At 66.2% G+C, this 17,194-nt stretch carries 19 protein-coding genes; 15 read left to right on the top strand and 4 right to left on the bottom strand.

Features of this window, described 5'->3' with window-relative positions; genetic code table 11:
• Both ABF821_RS15060 and ABF821_RS15055 read left to right on the top strand, forming a co-directional pair.
• Positions 1-387 (top strand): hypothetical protein (locus tag ABF821_RS15060; RefSeq protein ID WP_415530583.1); only part of this gene is annotated, 387 nt, incomplete at its 5' end.
• Positions 388-504: 117 nt separating this feature from the next.
• Positions 505-762 carry a hypothetical protein gene (locus tag ABF821_RS15055; protein ID WP_415530582.1) on the top strand — a complete coding sequence of 86 codons (258 nt, stop codon included), beginning with the start codon at positions 505-507 and terminating at the stop codon, positions 760-762.
• 77 nt (positions 763-839) lie between these two features.
• Here the strand turns inward: ABF821_RS15055 and ABF821_RS15050 are convergent, their stop codons facing one another.
• A complete protein-coding gene (locus ABF821_RS15050; RefSeq protein WP_415530586.1) occupies positions 840-1,103 on the bottom strand; it encodes a hypothetical protein in 264 nt (87 codons plus the stop codon).
• Here ABF821_RS15050 and ABF821_RS15045 point away from each other — a divergent pair.
• The 4 genes from ABF821_RS15045 to spt all read left to right on the top strand — a co-directional run bounded on the left by ABF821_RS15045 (position 1,056) and on the right by spt (position 5,638).
• Positions 1,056-2,186 (top strand): sensor domain-containing protein, encoded by a 1,131-nt coding sequence (locus tag ABF821_RS15045; RefSeq protein WP_415530581.1) that lies wholly within the window; start codon positions 1,056-1,058, stop codon positions 2,184-2,186. The genes ABF821_RS15050 and ABF821_RS15045 overlap by 48 nt on opposite strands.
• 69 nt (positions 2,187-2,255) lie before the next feature.
• Complete coding sequence (locus ABF821_RS15040; RefSeq protein ID WP_415530580.1) at positions 2,256-3,992, top strand: fatty acyl-AMP ligase; 1,737 nt, start codon at positions 2,256-2,258, stop codon at positions 3,990-3,992.
• Between the two features lie 193 nt (positions 3,993-4,185).
• The gene (locus ABF821_RS15035) at positions 4,186-4,437 is read left to right on the top strand and encodes an acyl carrier protein (RefSeq protein WP_182975066.1); all 252 of its coding nucleotides are present in this window, start codon (positions 4,186-4,188) and stop codon (positions 4,435-4,437) included.
• A 4-nt stretch (positions 4,438-4,441) separates the two neighbouring features.
• Positions 4,442-5,638 carry a serine palmitoyltransferase gene (spt, locus tag ABF821_RS15030; protein ID WP_415530579.1) on the top strand — a complete coding sequence of 399 codons (1,197 nt, stop codon included), beginning with the start codon at positions 4,442-4,444 and terminating at the stop codon, positions 5,636-5,638.
• Between the two features lie 75 nt (positions 5,639-5,713).
• Here the strand turns inward: spt and ABF821_RS15025 are convergent, their stop codons facing one another.
• Together ABF821_RS15025 and ABF821_RS15020 are read right to left on the bottom strand one after the other, a co-directional pair.
• Positions 5,714-6,673, bottom strand: a complete 960-nt coding sequence (locus tag ABF821_RS15025) for a hypothetical protein (RefSeq protein ID WP_415530577.1) — start codon at positions 6,671-6,673, stop codon at positions 5,714-5,716.
• A 5-nt stretch (positions 6,674-6,678) separates the two neighbouring features.
• Complete coding sequence (locus ABF821_RS15020) at positions 6,679-7,650, bottom strand: diacylglycerol/lipid kinase family protein (RefSeq protein WP_415530575.1); 972 nt, start codon at positions 7,648-7,650, stop codon at positions 6,679-6,681.
• Positions 7,651-7,770: 120 nt separating this feature from the next.
• Here ABF821_RS15020 and ABF821_RS15015 point away from each other — a divergent pair, with 120 nt between their 5' ends.
• The 6 genes from ABF821_RS15015 to ABF821_RS14990 all read left to right on the top strand — a co-directional run bounded on the left by ABF821_RS15015 (position 7,771) and on the right by ABF821_RS14990 (position 13,659).
• The gene (locus ABF821_RS15015; RefSeq protein ID WP_415530574.1) at positions 7,771-8,667 is read left to right on the top strand and encodes a metallophosphoesterase family protein; all 897 of its coding nucleotides are present in this window, start codon (positions 7,771-7,773) and stop codon (positions 8,665-8,667) included.
• 26 nt (positions 8,668-8,693) lie between these two features.
• On the top strand, positions 8,694-9,902 hold the full coding sequence (locus tag ABF821_RS15010; RefSeq protein WP_415530585.1) for an LptF/LptG family permease: 1,209 nt from the start codon (positions 8,694-8,696) through the stop codon (positions 9,900-9,902).
• The gene (locus tag ABF821_RS15005) at positions 9,899-11,005 is read left to right on the top strand and encodes an LptF/LptG family permease (RefSeq protein ID WP_415530573.1); all 1,107 of its coding nucleotides are present in this window, start codon (positions 9,899-9,901) and stop codon (positions 11,003-11,005) included. The genes ABF821_RS15010 and ABF821_RS15005 overlap by 4 nt, the downstream gene beginning before the upstream one ends.
• Positions 11,002-11,781 carry a sterol desaturase family protein gene (locus tag ABF821_RS15000; RefSeq protein ID WP_415530572.1) on the top strand — a complete coding sequence of 260 codons (780 nt, stop codon included), beginning with the start codon at positions 11,002-11,004 and terminating at the stop codon, positions 11,779-11,781. Before ABF821_RS15005 ends, ABF821_RS15000 begins: the two co-directional genes overlap by 4 nt.
• 74 nt (positions 11,782-11,855) lie before the next feature.
• Entirely contained in the window at positions 11,856-12,569 is a 714-nt protein-coding gene (locus tag ABF821_RS14995) for a nucleotidyltransferase family protein (protein ID WP_415530584.1), read from the top strand.
• 4 nt (positions 12,570-12,573) lie between these two features.
• Positions 12,574-13,659 carry a glycosyltransferase gene (locus ABF821_RS14990; protein WP_415530571.1) on the top strand — a complete coding sequence of 362 codons (1,086 nt, stop codon included), beginning with the start codon at positions 12,574-12,576 and terminating at the stop codon, positions 13,657-13,659.
• A 7-nt stretch (positions 13,660-13,666) separates the two neighbouring features.
• On the opposite strand, the gene ABF821_RS14985 is transcribed toward ABF821_RS14990, so the two are convergent.
• A complete protein-coding gene (locus ABF821_RS14985; RefSeq protein WP_182975058.1) occupies positions 13,667-14,584 on the bottom strand; it encodes a formyl transferase in 918 nt (305 codons plus the stop codon).
• 121 nt (positions 14,585-14,705) lie between these two features.
• Between ABF821_RS14985 and ABF821_RS14980 the strand changes: the two genes are divergently transcribed.
• The 3 genes from ABF821_RS14980 to ABF821_RS14970 all read left to right on the top strand — a co-directional run bounded on the left by ABF821_RS14980 (position 14,706) and on the right by ABF821_RS14970 (position 17,054).
• The gene (locus ABF821_RS14980) at positions 14,706-15,203 is read left to right on the top strand and encodes an MmcB family DNA repair protein (protein ID WP_114727344.1); all 498 of its coding nucleotides are present in this window, start codon (positions 14,706-14,708) and stop codon (positions 15,201-15,203) included.
• Positions 15,204-15,240: 37 nt separating this feature from the next.
• A complete protein-coding gene (locus ABF821_RS14975; RefSeq protein ID WP_182975057.1) occupies positions 15,241-16,032 on the top strand; it encodes an inositol monophosphatase family protein in 792 nt (263 codons plus the stop codon).
• A gap of 197 nt (positions 16,033-16,229) precedes the next feature.
• Positions 16,230-17,054 carry a lipid-binding SYLF domain-containing protein gene (locus ABF821_RS14970; protein WP_415530570.1) on the top strand — a complete coding sequence of 275 codons (825 nt, stop codon included), beginning with the start codon at positions 16,230-16,232 and terminating at the stop codon, positions 17,052-17,054.
• Positions 17,055-17,194: the final 140 nt, after the last annotated feature.

The raw sequence follows: 17,194 nt of genomic DNA, 5'->3' as shown, positions 1-17,194 counted from the left end.
GCCAGGTCAAGAACCTCAGCCCCGGCGGTGAAGAGCGATCTACACCCCACCCTCAACACCGTCAACACGGAAGATCAGAAAAAAACAAAAAAGTTGTTCCACCAGATTATATTCCCCGGAAAACCGCCAATCCTGATCTGCTGCGATCATAGCCGGCGAGACCCTCCCCACCCCGAAGAAGGCTTCACCACCATCGTCGCCTCTCGAAATTTCTCCCACCAGCTTCCTAGACGCTGGACCGCCCTGATGCGGCCGCCTGAGCATCCCACACCACGCGACCTCGCCACGCACATTCCAAAATCTGGGGATTCTGCTGGGCAGATAGGGCGTCGACTTCATGCCGTCGCCCCCACATCATTGGCGATCTGGGAGATTTTTCAGTCATGACAGACCATAAACTGCAGCGCGGCCTCCCCTGACTGACATAGACCCACTCCGCTTTCATCGGCATCTTACGTTTCAGTCCGGCGCCGGATTCCACCCAAGAGCCTCGCAGGCGGGGCGATGCAGATTGTTGCCAGTATCCGGCGCTCCACTTTTCATCTCCAACGCCATTTTCATCCGGCCGTCAGCTATATTCAGCTATATACCGATATCGATGCAGCACCCTCCACTCGAAACCGCCACCTCGTGCGGGAGCGCACCGCCGAACGAATCATCAGGCATAGCCAACTTATGATGCCCGGAGGAACTGGTCGCCTGCCGATGGTCCTCGCGTTGCCGCCATACGTCCGACTGCTGAAGCGGATGATCGACACATAAGATCCCGCAACGCTCGAGATCGTGCTAAGAATGACCAGTGCTGCGAACATTAGCCAATCGGCCTACCGCTGGAACCGCTACTGATGACCTTCCGTCTTACGGGCGCTCTTGTCATCGCATACAGCATGGATGCTGTCTTCCTTCTGCCCATTCAGGCGATCCTGTTTCACCTCTATGGATCGCCAGCCGTGGAGGCCGCCGATTTCGACGGAACCATTATCGTGCTGCTTGCGCAACGGGCCATGACGCATGCACGCCTGCCATCCCAGATGCGTCCAGACCTGACCTAACCGATGCGCATCCTTTTCCCTTTTATCGCCCAGCCCCATCAGATCGCGCATTCCCTACCGATCGCGATGGAGATCGCGCGCCGGCATCCAGAGATCGCGGTCCATATCGCCTGCCTGACGGACGACCAGGAGGCCTATATAAGGCGCTTGGGCGGCCTCTATCCCGACTCGCACGTCATTTATGAACGACTAACTCTCCCCAGGCTGTTACGGAGACAACTGACCCATCGCGGCCCCAGCGTTCTGACCAGATTGGCGGCTCTGTTTTTTAACAAGAATTATTTCGAGACATTTCAGGCTATTGTCGTTCCAGAGCGCACGTCACTCTATCTGCGCAGGATGGGCGTGCGCAGCCCGCGCCTAATCTGGACCCGCCACGGTGCTGGAGACCGCGCTGTCGGCTTTGCCCGAGACGTCCGGCATTTCGATTTTATCCTGATGGCAGGAAGAAAGCTTGAAAAGCGATTGCTGAGCCAGGGCTCACTCCGAGCCGGACACTACGTCACGGGCGTCTATGCCAAATTCGATCTCGTGCGCCTGATGCATAGCAACGCCGCGCCGCTGTTCGGCAACAGACGCCCAACAGTTCTCTATAATCCGCATTTCAATCCGCGGCTGACATCGTGGTATAAATTCGGCACGCAAGTTCTGGACTATTTTGCCAATCAGGACCGATACAATCTTGTTTTCGCGCCGCATTACCGGCTGTTTGACGCACATCGCGACAAGGCCGCGAGTATCCTGCGCGCCTATGAGGGGATACCGCACATGCTCATCGATCCAGGGAGTACCAGGAGCGTCGACATGACCTACACGATGGGCGCCGACCTCTATCTGGGCGATGTCAGCAGCCAGGTCGCCGAATTTCTGATCGAGCCCCGTCCCTGCCTGTTTCTTGACGCGCATGAGACGAAATGGCACGACAATCCGGACTATCTGTTCTGGTCCCTGGGGCCGGTGATCGACACGGTGGCCAGCCTTGACCAGGCCCTGGATGATGCCGTAGCCGGGCACCCGGATTTCCTTGACCGCCAGAAATCATATATACGCGAAACCTTCGGCCTCGCGGATATCGAGCCGACAGCGCCGATTGGTGCGGACGCCATCGTAGAATTCCTTCGAAAGACGCATTGATGCGGGCTTTCGTCCTCGCTTTGAACCTGCCTTGATTACATGCTCCAGGTGGAAGATTCGTTACCTGAAATGACACTCGATCCGACTCCGACAGATTCTGGTCAGGCGCGACGCCTGGGCGATTTTGCAACGTTTCCGGAAGCTCTGGATTACGCGGCCCTTGGGCAAGCGGGATTCAACGTGTATTCCGGGCGCGGCCAACTGCTGGAGTCCCTCCCCTACCGAACGTTGCGCGAACAGGCCCTGGATGTCGCACGGCGGCTGCTGACATCGGGGCTGCGACCGGGTGACCGGGTCGCGATCGTCGCAGAAAGCGATGGTGACTTCGCGCGGATCTTTTTTGGTTGCCAATATGCGGGTCTGGTGCCTGCTCCGTTGCCGCTGCCGGTCGCATTCGGCGGACGCGAAGGCTACGTAACGACCCTGCGCGGCATGATCGAGAGCGCCGGCGCCGTCGCCGTGATCGTGCCCGACATCATCGCCAGCTGGACAGGCGAGATCATCGACGGCTTCGATCTGCGCTTCGGCGGGAGCCCGGCCGAACTGATGGCCCTGCCGGTCGAGCCTGTCACACTGCCGGCCGTCTCTCCGGACGACCTGTCCTACCTGCAATTCTCCTCGGGCAGCACGCGCTTTCCGATGGGGGTGGCGGTCACCCAGAAATCGGGCATGGCAAATGCCCGCGCGATCGCCCGCGACGGCCTCAAGGTCCGCGAAACCGGTGACCGATGCGTGTCGTGGCTGCCGCTGTATCATGACATGGGTCTCGTCGGCTTTTTCCTGACGCCGATCACCTGCCAGTTGACCGTCGATATGCTGCCAACGCGCGAATTCGCCCGTCGTCCCCATGTCTGGCTGGATTTGATCAGCCGCAATCGCGGTACTATTTCTTACAGCCCATCCTTCGGCTTCGAACTGTGCGCCCGCCGTGCCTCGACGGTGACGCTCGAACTGTCCTGCTGGCGCGTCGCGGGTATCGGTGGCGACATGATCCGTCACCATATCCTGGAAGAGTTCGCCGAACGCTTCGCGGCATCGGGCTTCGACGGACGGGCCTTTACCGCCAGCTACGGCATGGCCGAGGCCACGCTGGCCATCAGCTTCGTGCCCCTGCATACGGGCATACAGACCGACACCGTCGATCTGCGCTTCTTGGAAACGCAGGGCATCGCGCGCCCGTCGAACGATCCTTCCCATGCCCTCAGGACCTTCATCCTGTGCGGCAAGGTTCTGCCCGAGCATGAACTGGAGGTGCGTGATCCAGCCGGCCGTCGCCAGCCGGACCGCAAGGTGGGCACCATCTTCGTCCGTGGCCCCAGCCTGATGCGCGGCTATTTCAACCAGCCGCAGGAGACCCAGCGCGTTCTGGATGCCGATGGCTGGCTGAATACCGGGGATCTCGGCTACATGATCGACGGGCAGGTGGTCGTCACCGGCCGCGCCAAGGACCTGATCATCATCAACGGCCGCAATATCTGGCCGCAAGACCTGGAATGGTCGGCGGAAACCGAAATCGGCGCGCTACGCAGCCGCGATGTTGCCGTCTTCTCGATCGACCAGGAAAAGGGCGAGAAGGTCGTCGCCCTGATCCAGTGCCGCGCCTCCACTCCCGAAGCCCGCGAAACCCTGCGCAACGAGGCCGCCAGCCTGTTCCGCCGCCAGCATGGGGTCGATGTCTCGGTCATCCTGATCCCGCCCCATACGCTGCCGCAGACCTCATCGGGGAAACTGACCCGCGCACGGGCCAAGGCCATGCTGCTTTCGGGCGCCTTCGACTCGGTCAGCGAAACCGCGTCGGTCGCGTGATCCGCTGGGGTCTGTCGCACCGCCGACAGACCCCAGCTTCAATACTGGCCATCCGACCGGATTTCGATATAAGGGCATCCTCTTTTGTTGAGAGGGGCGCAGGCGATCCGCCAGACGGCCCTGATCCTCCTATGGCAGGCGGGGTTCGGACACGTCATACGGAGACGGCTCCCGCAATAAGGATGCATTTATAATGAGTGAAACGGTCGCGGACGTCTCTGCCCTGATCATCCAGACGCTGCTGGCGAATCCCAAGGTCCCCCGCGACATCAGCGGCGGCAGCAAGATCGTCGAAGATCTGGCCTTCGATTCACTCGCGGTCATGAATTTCGTGATGGAAATCGAGGATTCCCTCGATGTGTCCGTTCCGCTCGACCGGCTTGCCGACATCCGCACCATCGACGACCTGGCCAACTGCATCGTGTCGCTCAAGCAGGGCGGCTGACTCCATGTCGATCTTCTCCAAATACGAGCCGCTGGCCCGTTCGCTGGCGGCCGTGACCGATGGCGGAGGCCGCAACCCGTTTGCCGTCGTGATCGACCGCCCCATATCCTCGACCGTGGGCATGATCGAAGGGCGCGAGACCCTGCTGTTCGGCACCAACAATTACCTGGGCCTCAGCCAGAGTGAAGCGGCGATCGAGGCCGCGATCGACACGCTGCGGACCCACGGCGTCGGCACCACCGGATCGCGCATCGCCAACGGCACCCAGGGGCTGCATCGCCAGTTGGAGGAGCGCATCGCCGCTTTCTTCCGCCGCCGGCATTGCATGGTGTTCTCGACCGGTTATCAGGCGAATCTGGGCATGATCTCGGCGCTGGCCGGCAAGGATGATTACCTGCTGCTGGACGCCGACAGCCATGCCAGCATCTATGACGGCAGCCGGCTCAGCCAGGCCCAGGTCATCCGCTTCCGGCATAATGACGCCGACGACCTGCACAAGCGCCTGCGGCGGCTGGACGGCACACCCGGCGCCAAGCTGATCGTCGTCGAAGGCATCTACTCGATGATGGGCGACGTGGTACCGCTGGCCGAATTCGCGGCGGTCAAGCGCGAAACCGGCGCCTGGCTGCTGGCCGACGAAGCCCATTCCGTCGGCGTCATGGGCGAGCATGGCCGCGGCGTCGCTGAATCATGCGGCGTGGAGAAGGATGTCGATTTCGTCGTCGGCACCTTCTCCAAGAGCCTCGGCACGGTCGGCGGTTACTGTGTTTCCGACGAGGACGGGCTGGACCTGATCCGCCTGTGCTCGCGGCCCTATATGTTCACCGCGTCGCTGCCGCCCGACGTGATTGCCGCCACCATGGCAGCCCTGAGCGAACTGGAACAGCGGCCGGAGCTTCGGCACCGGCTGATGGACAATGCCCGTCGCCTGCATGCGGGCCTGAATGCCATCGGGCTGCGCACCGGCCCGCAGGCCAGTCCCGTCGTATCGGTGGTGCTGGACGAGATCGACCAGGCCGTGCGGTTCTGGAACCGGCTCCTGGATCTGGGCGTGTACGTCAATCTCAGCCTGCCGCCCGCCACCCCCGACCAGCGCCCGCTGCTGCGAACCTCGGTGATGGCAACGCATGATGCCGCCCAGATCGACCAGGCGATCGAAACCTTCGCCATCGTGGCCCGCGAACTGGGGCTCGGCCACTAACGCCATGTCCCCGCTGTTACCGTCTTCAGGCGGTAACAGCGATCCGGACTAATAGATCAGGCGCCCTGACGCTCCTTACCGGCGGAAGACCCCGGCCCCCTTCAATCGCCAGAGCAGCCGAGGCAGGCAGATCAGCGGATGCCGGGCCTCGAACGGGGTCAAGGCGAGGTCGAAGCCGCTATGGCGCCGCACTTTCCAGGCGATATAGCGCGCACCACCGGCGAAGGTGAACGCCGCCTTGAACAGCCGCGCGACATTCAGCGGACGCCCCAGACCGGCGCGCACCCGCCATTGGCGCTCCGCTCGGGCGCGTGCGCCCACCGGAACCGCCGGATATAATGTCTCACCTTCCTGCCTGAACGACAGGCCGGACGCCGCCCAGGCCGCCGGCAGCAACGCAGCGAACCGCGTCCCCGGTTCGCCCGCCAACAGCATGGAGGGGCGATTTCCCCCCTCGACCCGCAATTCCGCGGCATAGGTCCGACGAAACAGGCTTTCCCAATAGACCAGAGCCGATCCGCTCTCCGGACCAAGCATGGCCGCCCACCAGGCAGCCACCCCCACGGCGCGGATCAAACACCCCAGAATCGCGTCAGCCGCAACCGCGTCGCGCACCCAGACCAACCGCGCCGGCTGACAGAAACGCGCCCAGATCGTGGTATCCAGGCAACCGCGCGCCGTCAGCACCCGGAACTGCCCGAGGGTCAGAATGGCAACCTTGGCCCGGACAGTCCGACCGTCGATGATGCGCTCGTGATACTCGACGTTCGGCGGCAACAGAGCATTCGCCTCGCGCGCCGCCCTGCCGCGCGCCCAGTCGGCCTGCCGGTCCAGCACGATATAGAAATCGAGGATACCCTCCATATCCACCTGCCGCAGGCCCGACCCGTAGAACAGAACGCCCAGCACTGGGGCATCCCCGACCAGTTCGCCGACAAACGCCGTCACAGCCGGCTCGACAGGACAGACCAGCTCGTCCGTCAGAAGGCGGGCGACCTGCCCGGCGGCGAGAGGATCGTATCGCACGTCATCCATGAGAATCAGGCATTCCGGATAAAATCGAAGGCCGGCCCCGCCGACAGATAGGTCTGCCCATCCGGACCGGAATCCAGGATTTCGCCATCCAGCACAAAATCCCCAGTCAGCCGCAAGGCCAGATGATCGGCCCGACCACGCAGATAGGAAGGCGAACGATCCATCCAGGCCGTGGGCCGCCCACGCAGGACCGACCACGTCGCGGAGAGCAGATGTTCAGGAAAGGCCCCGACATTCAGATAGGAGAGTCCCGTCCCTTCTCGCGCCGCGAAGGGCCACATTCCGCCGGGCAGACCGCCCAGCGACGTGGCCAGGAACAGGAAGCAGTCCGCCGTCCGAGGCGCCTCCCCCCCCACCGCCAGCGTCACGGGATCGCCGGCCAGCCATTTGCGGCGCGTCGCGCGAAAAACCAGCCGCCCCAGCGAGGACGCGATCGCAATGCCAACGGCCAGTTCATGCGAAAAGCGATTGAGGATGACCGGCCGATGGGCGATCCGGACTCCGCGCGTAAAGGCGGCAGCACCATGGAACATCCCCAGCACCGCCGGACGCGCCGGATCGGACCAGCGAACGGCCAGCGCATCGCGCCGCCGGAGGCAACGCCGCAGCCCCCCTTCGCTGGCCAGGAGGCTCAGCCGCGCAAGCGCCGCCATGCCACGCAGGCCGAACCCCACATCGGCGGCAATCAGGTTGGTATTCCCCGACGGCAGCACGGCGAGGGTCGGCAACGCATCCGCCGGATAGGCTTGATGAATGGCGGACATGACGTCACTGACGGTACCATCCCCGCCATCGATCGCGACCACCCCGACCTCACGCCGCGCCAGTTCAGCCACGATCTCCACCAGGCCGGGCCGGGATGCCGAATGAAAGAACAGCGGCCCCAGCACCTGCGACGCCCGCTGACCGAACGAACCGTCTTCACGGCCATTCCGACGGCTGCGCGGATTATGAATCAGGGCAAACCGCTCGCTCACGGCCTATCGACCTTTTTCTGTGACACCGACATTCTCCGGGTCATAAGCCGCGTTCCCCGCATTATTGCAAGATCGTGAACGCCCTAGGGCCGATCGGCCGAGGACAGACTGGAGGAAACCGTGAACGAGACGACCCTGGCCCACCTGTCCGATCTGCATCTGGCACATGACGGGCTACGCTTTCCCGCATGGGCGCTGCTGAACAAGCGCATGACCAGCCAGTTCTCCTGGCGACACCGGCGCCGGTTCCTGCATGTCGATACCGTTCTGGACGCGCTCGTCACAGACCTCCGCGCGATGGCACCGGACGCAGTCGCCCTGACCGGGGACCTGACCAATCTGGGCCTCCCGGTCGAATGCCGGCGCGCGGCAGCCTGGGTAGCGGCCCGCCTGCCCCGGCAGACCGCGATCGTCCCCGGCAACCACGACATGCTGGTGCGCGCGCCATGGGGTGCCACGCTGGGGGTCTGGAAACCCTGGATGGCCGCCCGGCCAGACGATTTCCCCTTCGTCCGCCGTTGCGGCCCGGTCGCGCTGATCGGCGTCAATTCCGCCTGCCCCACCCCCTGGTTTTCCGCCGCCGGACGGATCGGCGCGACGCAGGCGGCCCGCCTGACCGAAATCCTGCACGAAACCGGCCGCGAAGGCGCCTTCCGCGTCGTCATGATCCACCATCCGCCGGTTCCCGGCATCGTCACCCGCCGCAAGGCGCTCCAGGATGCCGGACTGTTCGCAGCCGCCATCGCCCGCTCAGGCGCCGAACTGATCCTGCACGGCCACAGCCATCGCTCCGGCCTGTCGTCCCTGCCCGGCCCCACGGCGACGGTGCCGGTACTGGGCATTGCCTCGGCCTCGATGCTGGCGCCGGGCCAGGAACGCACGGCCGCGTGGCACCATATCCGCGTCACGGGCATTGAACGCGGCTATGCCGCCGAAATCCGCCGCCGCCTGACCGCACCGGGCCAGCCGGTTCGCGAACTGCCCCCCTGGCGCTTCGATGCCTATCGCCTCCCCTAGACGATGCTTGTATGAATTACCCGACAATGACGCGCGCGCCTTTCCCTTCCGCCTTGCTGCAAAGGATCACGCCGGGAACCCTGGACCGTTATCTGGTACGGCAGATGGCACCGCCCTTCCTGATCTCGCTGGCCGTGGTGATGACCGCGCTGCTGCTGGAACGGCTGCTGGTCCTCCTGAACGTGCTGGCGGCGGATGGCGGCACGCTCAAGGTCTTCGCCGGATTGCTGGCCGACCTGATCCCCCATTATCTGGGCCTGGCCCTGCCGGCGGCGATCTGCGTCAGCGTCTTCGCCGTCGTGCGGCGGATGAGCCAGAACAACGAGATCGACGCCCTGATGGCCAGCGGCGTCTCGCTGCTGCGCATCGCACGCCCCTTCATCCTCGTGGGTGCGGTCATGGGCCTGATGGGCTTCAGCCTCTATGGCTTCATCCAGCCCTATGCCCGCTACGATTTCCGGCAGGCGATGTATTTCGCCGCTCATGCGGGCTGGGCGCCCCACCTGCAAAGCGGCATGTTCGCCACCCCCTCCAGTACGCTGATGCTGACGGCGGACCGGGTCGAAGGCGCCGGCACCCACCTGCACCACGTCTTCATCCGCGACCGGAGCGAGGGGCTGGAACGCGACATTTCCGCCGAGAGCGGAACCTTGCGGATCGCCGACGACCGCACCTCGGTCCGGCTGGACCTGAAGCACGGCATCATCGTCACCGAGCGGGAGGGCGAAACACCGACGCTGGTGCTGTTCAACACCACCACCCGCCTGTTCAATACCGTCTCCCAGACCCACGCCTTCCGCCTTCGCGGCAATGACGAGCGGGAACTGACCCTGTTCGAACTGCTGCACGACCTGCACACCCGCGACCCGACGATCCGCCGCCCCCATCTGGTGGCCGAACTCCATTTCCGCCTCGCCCGCGCATTGGCCATTCCCTTCATCCCGATCCTCGCCTGCGCGCTGGCAGGCATGGCCAAACGCCAGCGACGCAATCTGGGCCTGGCCATCGCCGCCATCAGCCTGGTCGGCTTCGATCACGCGCTGCAACTGGGGCTGAGCCTCGTCGCCAGCCGCGCCATGTCACCCTGGCTGGTCATATGGGGGCCGTTCGTCCTGTTCTGCGGGTGCTGCGTCTGGCTGATCGCGCAACGCTCCGGATCGGCGGGGGCCGGCCCGCTCCGGCGGCGCCCCTTCGCGCGGCCGCGGCCCCGCCCGGCGGCCAGCCCGTCCTCATGAGCCCGCTTCCTCCATCGCCGACACGCCACGTCCTGCTCGGCTATCTCACCCGCGAACTGCTCGGGCGAATCCTGACGACGGCCGCGATCCTGCTGGCGCTGATGGAAGTCCTGGCGCTGCTGGAACAATTGACCCCGATCCTGGAGCGGCACCAGGGCGCACGCGGCATCGCCTATTACATGCTGCTGCACGCACCGCTGCTGGTGGGCGGCACCCTCCCGCTGGCGGTCCTGATCGGCTCTCTGGTCCTGCTGATACAGATGACGACCGGCAGCGAGATCGCGATCCTGCGCGCCGCCGGCCTGACCACCCCCGGCCTGACCCGCCTGATGCTGCCGGCGATCCTCGCGCTCGGCGTTGCCGGCGCCGTGGTCGACGACCAGATCACCCCGCGCACCGAACGGGCGCTGGCAAGCTGGTGGAACCGCACCGACCCCCATCCCGAATCCGGGCGCGGCTTCTGGTTCCGCTCAGGCATGACGCTGGCGGATATCGGCTATGTCGCGCAAGGCGGCACGACCGTCGTCCACGCCGACCTGTATCAGCGCGACCCGAACGGCCGGCTGCTCCGCACCGTTCACCTGAACACGCTTCGCTATGCGCACGGCACCTGGACCGACGACGGCGGCCGCAGCCTGGAGCCGACGGGGGCGACCGTCCGCACGGCCACGCTACCCCCGGCACCGGCTCAGGACCACGGCTGGCCGGCCGGGCTGCGCCCCACGGACATGATCCGGCTGTCGATGGACACGCCCCCGCTTTCCGTCGCCACCATCACCGCGATCCTGCGCGGGCACGCACCCGCGACCCAGCCGGCGGCGGCCCTGCGCACCGCGCTGCTGGCACGGCTGTTCACCCCCTTCAGCTTTGCGGTAATGCTGTTATTGGCCCTGCCGGTGGTCTATATCCCACCACGAAGCGGAACGCGGAGCTGGCTGCCGGTCTGGTGCCTGGGCGCCGGCCTGCTGTTCGTGGTCTTCCAGGGCATGCTGCGGGCACTGGGCAATGCCGGCACGCTACCCGCCCCGGCGGCGACGCTACCCGGCATCGTCATCTTTGCGCTCGCCGTCTGTGCCCTGGTGTTGAGGATTGAAGAGAGATGATCGGCACGACCCTACACAACACGTCTCTGCGCACCGGTCGGAGCTTCGACCTGGGGAAGATGAATCTCCGCCAGTTGTGGATCGCCTACCTGACCTATCCGACGATCCTGCTCTACATCGTTCTGGCCGTGATCAGCTTCGTCGTCCTGGCGCGGAATTTCCCCGGCATCGGCCCGACCCTCATCGCCGCCGGCGCCGTCATCGCGGTCTATCCGCTGGCGTGGTACATGATCCATCGCTTCATCCTGCACGGCCGCTTCCTCTACCGGATGAAGTGGACGGCAACGCTGTGGAAGCGCATCCATTTCGACCATCATCAGGACCCGCACCTGCTGGACGTACTGTTCGGCTCGCCGCTGAACACGATCCCCACCATCGCCATCATCACCCTGCCGATCGGCTACCTGATCGGCAATGTCGGCGGTGCCGCGGCGGCCATGGGCACCGGGCTGGTCATCACCTGCATCTACGAATTCTTCCACTGCATCCAGCACCTCAACTACAAGCCGCGGATGCGCTGGATCCAGAAGATGAAGCAGCGCCACGTCCTGCATCATTTCCATGATGAGGACGGCAATTACGGCATCACCAGCTTCGTTGTCGACCGCGCCTTCGGCACCTATTACGCCGACGCCCGCGCGCGGACGCGCAGCCCGCATGTCTTCAACCTGGGCTACGATCTGGAAGAAGCCAACCGCTACCCCTGGGTGATGGAACAGACCGGCGCCCCGCCGCGCGACCGGCCCGACGGCGCGACCTCGCGAAACGCGGCGTGACCTCCACCCAACCCGCGCCCGGCCCGCTGACCGTCCTGGTCCTGGCCGGCACCCGCGCGGGCACGGCGGACCCGATGGCCACCGCCGCCAACGTCTCGCACAAGGCGATCCTGCCCGTGGCCGGCCGGCCGATGATCGCGCGCGTGCTCGACGCGCTCGCCGCCTGCCCCCGCATCGGCCGCATCGTCATCAATATCGAAACCCCCGGCATTCTGGAGGGGCTGGAACTCGACCATCCGGTGGATTTCCTGCCGCCGGCCGCCGGCCCCAGCGCCAGCGTGATGGCGGCCCTGCGCACGCTCGGCACCCCCCTGCTGGTCACCACCGCCGACCATGCCCTGCTCCGCCCGGAATGGATCGAAACCTTCCTCGATTCCGTCGATGCGCACTGCGACATGGCCGCGGCCGTCGCGATGGAGGCCGACATCACGCGCGATGTCCCCGGCACGAAACGCACGATGATCCGCCTGGCCGACGGCGCCTTTTCCGGCTGCAACCTGTTCCTGTTCCGCACGCCCGCCTCGATCGGCGTCGTGGAACTGTGGCAGCGGATCGAGCAGGAGCGCAAACGACCGATCCGCATGGCGCGCCTGCTGGGGGTTGGAACCTTGCTGCGCTACATAACCGGCGGCCTCACCCGCTCCGCCCTGTGCGCGCGGGTGGGCAGCCTGAGCCAGGCGTCGGTCAAGCTGGTCTCCCTGCCCGACGGCCGCGCCGCCGTGGATGTCGACAAGCCCGCCGACCTGCTCCTGGTCGAATCCCTGCTCCGGAATCCCGCCGCCGCCTGACCCCATGCGCATCGCCTATATCATCAACTCCCTGGAGGGCGGCGGCGCGGCCTTCCCCGTGCCCGACATCGCCGATGTCCTCCGCCGCACCGGGCACGAAGTCGCCGTCTTCGCGCTGCAACGCCGCGACGGCCGCGCCTTGCCGACGTTGCAGGCAGCCGGCCTGCCGGTCGCACTCTGTCCCGCCGGGCGGCGCGACCACCTGATCGCCCTGCGCTGGCTGAACCACCAGATCGCCCAATGGCCCCCCGACCTGATCTGGACCTCCCTCACCAGGGCGACGGTGATGGGCCAGATCGTCGGGCTGCGGCGCCGTATCCCGGTCGTAAGCTGGCAGCATTCCGCCGGATTGAGCCCCGCCAACACCCGCCTCCTGCGCGGCACCCGCCGCCTGAGCCGGATGTGGGTCGCCGACTCCACCTGCGTGCTGGATTTCATGCGCGACCGGCTGCACATCCCGGCCGACCGCGCCGCCTTGTGGCCGATCTTCCGCGCCGATCCAACCTGCCCGACCGCCCGCCCATGGCAGGCGGGCGAGATCGTGCGGATCGGCTCGCTAGGGCGCCTGCACCCGGTCAAGGGCTATGATATCCTGTGCCACGCCCTGGCGCTGCTGAAGACCAACCCGTCGCTCCCGCCCTTTACGGTCACCATTGCCGGAGAAGGCGACGCCCGCCCCCACATCGAGAGCCTGATCCGCGAACACGGCCTGACCACGCTGCATCTGGCAGGCTTCACCAGCGCGGTGCCGGACTTCCTCGCCACCCAGCACGGCTACGTCCAGCCCTCGCGGCATGAAGGATTGTGCATCGGCGTGCATCAGGCCATGCAGGCCGGACTGGCGCCGGTCGCCTCGGCCGTCGGCGAAATCCGCCACACGGTGCAGGACGGCATCTCCGGCCTGCTGGTGCCACCTCTCGACCCCGCAGCGTTGGCCCACGCGCTGGCCAGCATGCTGCGCCACCCCCATTCACTCGCCACCATGGGCCACGCCGCGCGCACCCGCGTGCAGGACCTGTTCGCCCCCGAACGGTTCGACGCCGCCGGCCTGGCCATCCTGGAGCGTATCGCCGTACCGCCACGCGGCTGAGCGCGTTCTACCCGCCCGCGCCCCTCCCGACCATGCGCCGGCCAAGACGGTCCAGCTCGATCGCAATCCGGCGCGGAGACCGGCTGATCCGCTTGGCATCCACCAGCGTCACCTCCCCGGCCGCAGACAAAGTGTGCAACCCGTCGGTATAGGGCGCCCACTCCGACGCCGCGACGATCGGGGCTCCAGCCTGGGCGGCGAAATGCGTCGTCGCCAGATCGGTCACCGTCAGCGGCACGATCGCCCCGCCATACGTGCCTGTGCAATCCTGGGTCGGCAGAATGACCCGCCCATCGACCAGCAGCGGCGTGCCCCCCGGCCGCGCACTGCGACGATCCCGCCGGACCGGATTACCGGGATGCGGATGCCACGGTCCCCGCAGCCTGTCCGCCCAGGCCACATGCAGCAGGCTCTGCCTGTCCTCGCCCGACCCGCCGGAGGGGCTGTAGAACATCCACCACCGGCCATCGATGTGCACCGGCGAAGCGTCGATCGCCGCTTCGGGAAAGACGAACTCCGGAACCCTTTCCCAGCGATCGGGAAAGGAGACCGCGCGATACAGCGTCAGCCGGCCAGAGCGATAGGCTTCGGGCAGCAGATAGATCTCGTCTCCCTCGGCGATCACCACCGGGTAGGACAGATGCCACGGCTCGGACAACACGGGCCGGACCTCCAGAAGCCGCATACCGCGATCGAAGACGAAAACATCGATCCGACCGATCCGGACCCGGTAATCATAAGCCTCGACGAACAGGTAAAGCCGATCATCCCGCCACAACCCGAACGGATCGGCGAGAAAACGGAACGGCCCCGGATCAGGCAACCAGGTCACCGGCAACCCGGCGACATCGCCATGCGTCAGGATCTCGGACATCGGGCAGGACAGAATACCCGTCCGCCAGATATCGGTGCGCAGGAGGCCCATGCCCGCTCCCATGCTGCAATGCCGCCCCGGTGGCGGCCTCCCAGCGGTCTATCCCATCAGGCCCGGTTCGCAAACCGCGCCGGTCGTGACGCGCCGCCCCACCCGTGGCATGGTGCCCCCGATGCCCATCGACCCCGTACAGAACCAGATCGCCATCCGTCGCGCGGTCAATCATCTCTGCGGCCAGATGGGCTGGGCGGCGCTGAACGAACTGGTCCTGCCGGACGGCCGCCGCGCGGATGTCATGGCCCTGCGGCCGGACAACGGATTCGTGTGTATCGAGATCAAATCCGGCCCGCGCGATTTTCTCACCGACCAGAAATGGACCTGCTACCACGATTGGTGCGACCAGCTTTTCTTCGCCGTCGATCGCACGTTTCCCCTCTCCCTGCTGCCCGAGGCGACCGGGATCATGGTCGCGGACACCGATACGGTGCCCGCCGGCCTGAACGTGATCGCCGAAGCCGCCATCCTGCGCTCTCCCGTCCCGACCGCCCTGGCCGCCGCCCGCCGGCGCAAGCTGACATGGCTGTTCGCCACCCAGGCGGCCGGACGGCTGGCCCGCCTGGACGACCCCGCCATCACGACCGCCCTGCGCACAGCCCGCCGGGTCGAATGATGCCATTTCCTTCTCCCCCACGCTGAAAGGTTCCCCGATGTCCGATGCCGCCATCCTGTGCCGTTTCGAGGCCGCGCGCTCCATCGTCCGTGACGCGGCCGACCTGGCCATGGCGATGCGCCCGCCGCCGGGCGGCCCGTCGGGCAAGCAGAAAAGCGCCCAGGACTGGCTGACCGAAGCCGACGGCGCGGTCGAGGCCCTGATCTCCGAACGGATCGGCGCCCTGTTCCCCGAGGACGGCTTCCAGGGCGAGGAAGAAGGGCGCACCCGCACCGGGCGCCTGCGCTGGGTGGTCGACCCTATTGACGGCACGTCGAACTACGCGCGCGGCCGGTCGCGCTGGTGCGTCTCGCTGGGCCTGATGGATGGCGACCAGCCGGTCGCCGGCATCATCCAGGCCCCGGCTCTGCACGAGACCTACACCGCCGTGCGCGGCCACGGCGCCTTCCTCAACGGCCGGCCGATCAAGGCCTCGCCGGTCACCGACACCCGATCCGCGATGGTCGAAATGGGCTGGAGCAACAAGGTGCCCGACGGCATCTACGCGGCAAAAATGGCCGCGATCCTGGAACTGGGCGCCATGCCCCGTTCCGGTGGCTCCGGCGCGCTGGCCCTGGCCGATGTCGCGTGCGGCCGGCTGGACGGCTACCTGGAAATGGTCATCAATCTGTGGGACGTCGCGGCCGCGCTGGTGCTGCTGGAGGAAACCGGGGCCAGGTTCTCCCCCTTCCTGCGCGACGGCGGACTCGATCGCGGCATCACCCTGCTTGCGACGGCACCGGGAATCGCCACCGATCTGTCGGTGGCGCTCGCAGTACCGCTAGACTGAGCGGCTGCCACCAGCCATGGTTACGCCATAAAAATCCGGCAGGAGACAAGGCGCGGGCCGGAATGCCGGCCACACGCCCACTCCTGCTTCACGGTCGCGTAGCCAGGCGTTTCCGGCCGCGCGACAGCGATACGATCTGCTCGGCATTCTGCGGCACGGACGGTCCGAAGGTCGCGCGATGCCGAAAATTATGGAGCATGCCCTTGCGAGACGGTCTTTCCCGCACAACCCTGGCCCTGACGGTCATTGCGCTGGCGCTGCCGGCGGCGCCGGCCCTGGCTGCGGGCGAACGGCAGCAGACCCTGGTGGACCGCGCCACCCTGACCGTGCGCGAGATGTTCAGCGGCGCCCGCCCGGACAGCAAGATCACCCGTTACATGAGCCAGGCGCGCGCGGTCATGGTCTGCCCATCCATCTTCCGTATGTCGATCGGCTTCGGCGGCGCGGGCGGCGGCTGCGTTCTGCTCTCGCGCGACGCGCGCGGTTCCTGGTCCGATCCGGCCTTCTACACGCTCAGCTCGGCCAATGTGGGAATCCAGCTCGGCATGCAGGATTCCCAGATGATGTTCTTCGTCATGACCGATCGCGGGCTGCAAGCATTGCTGGACAGCCAGTTCCAGTTCGGCGCCAATGCCTCCGCCTCCTTCGCGACCATGGGCTCCGGCATCGAGAGCGGCACGGCCGGCCAGCGCAATACCGACATCATGGCGTTGCAGAAATCCGAGGGCCTGTTCGCCGGTGCCGCGCTGGGCGGCTCGAAACTGACGGTCAACAGCGGCGCGAACCGCGCCTACTACAACCAGATCGTCGGCCCCGAGGACATCGTCATCTCGATGCGGGTCAACAATCCCGGCGCCGACCCCCTGCGCGCCGCCTTGAGCGAAGTCCAGGCCCAGGCCATGGCCGGCGCACCCGCGGCAACCTCGCCCGCCTACGCCCAGCCCGGTTCCGGCGCCGAACCCTCACAGGTCGCGGTCCCCTCGTCCGGCCCGGTCAGCAGCCAGCCCCTCGCTCCCCCGTGACAGCCTGACCGTACGCGGTCAGACTCACTTGCCCGGTGGCGGGGGGGCCCGCCCGGCCCCGGCCTTGGGGGTTTTGGTCGGCCGACATGCGGGCAACGCGGGGCCGCCCCGGGCCTCGGGGGCGCAATAAAGCGCGGGGG

The sequence above is a fragment of the Gluconacetobacter sp. genome (assembly GCF_047721585.1).
Taxonomy (GTDB): Bacteria; Pseudomonadota; Alphaproteobacteria; order Acetobacterales; family Acetobacteraceae; genus Gluconacetobacter; species Gluconacetobacter dulcium.
The sequence above is the reverse complement of the archived record's forward strand: the minus strand, read 5'-3'. Positions and strand labels throughout refer to the sequence as shown.

Excerpts from the sequence above, each read along its gene's own strand:
- ABF821_RS14980 (WP_114727344.1), top strand. The coding sequence starts at position 14,706 with ATGCCCATCGACCCCGTACAGAACCAGATCGCCATCCGTCGCGCGGTC.
- ABF821_RS15050 (WP_415530586.1), bottom strand. The coding sequence starts at position 1,103 with ATGCGCGATCTGATGGGGCTGGGCGATAAAAGGGAAAAGGATGCGCAT.
- ABF821_RS15005 (WP_415530573.1), top strand. The coding sequence starts at position 9,899 with ATGAGCCCGCTTCCTCCATCGCCGACACGCCACGTCCTGCTCGGCTAT.
- ABF821_RS15045 (WP_415530581.1), top strand. The coding sequence starts at position 1,056 with ATGCGCATCCTTTTCCCTTTTATCGCCCAGCCCCATCAGATCGCGCAT.
- ABF821_RS15010 (WP_415530585.1), top strand. The coding sequence starts at position 8,694 with ATGACGCGCGCGCCTTTCCCTTCCGCCTTGCTGCAAAGGATCACGCCG.
- ABF821_RS15025 (WP_415530577.1), bottom strand. The coding sequence starts at position 6,673 with ATGGATGACGTGCGATACGATCCTCTCGCCGCCGGGCAGGTCGCCCGC.
- ABF821_RS14975 (WP_182975057.1), top strand. The coding sequence starts at position 15,241 with ATGTCCGATGCCGCCATCCTGTGCCGTTTCGAGGCCGCGCGCTCCATC.
- ABF821_RS15055 (WP_415530582.1), top strand. The coding sequence starts at position 505 with ATGCAGATTGTTGCCAGTATCCGGCGCTCCACTTTTCATCTCCAACGC.
- ABF821_RS15000 (WP_415530572.1), top strand. The coding sequence starts at position 11,002 with ATGATCGGCACGACCCTACACAACACGTCTCTGCGCACCGGTCGGAGC.
- ABF821_RS14985 (WP_182975058.1), bottom strand. The coding sequence starts at position 14,584 with ATGGGCCTCCTGCGCACCGATATCTGGCGGACGGGTATTCTGTCCTGC.
- ABF821_RS15040 (WP_415530580.1), top strand. The coding sequence starts at position 2,256 with ATGACACTCGATCCGACTCCGACAGATTCTGGTCAGGCGCGACGCCTG.
- ABF821_RS14990 (WP_415530571.1), top strand. The coding sequence starts at position 12,574 with ATGCGCATCGCCTATATCATCAACTCCCTGGAGGGCGGCGGCGCGGCC.
- ABF821_RS15035 (WP_182975066.1), top strand. The coding sequence starts at position 4,186 with ATGAGTGAAACGGTCGCGGACGTCTCTGCCCTGATCATCCAGACGCTG.
- ABF821_RS14970 (WP_415530570.1), top strand. The coding sequence starts at position 16,230 with ATGCCCTTGCGAGACGGTCTTTCCCGCACAACCCTGGCCCTGACGGTC.
- ABF821_RS14995 (WP_415530584.1), top strand. The coding sequence starts at position 11,856 with ATGGCCACCGCCGCCAACGTCTCGCACAAGGCGATCCTGCCCGTGGCC.
- spt (WP_415530579.1), top strand. The coding sequence starts at position 4,442 with ATGTCGATCTTCTCCAAATACGAGCCGCTGGCCCGTTCGCTGGCGGCC.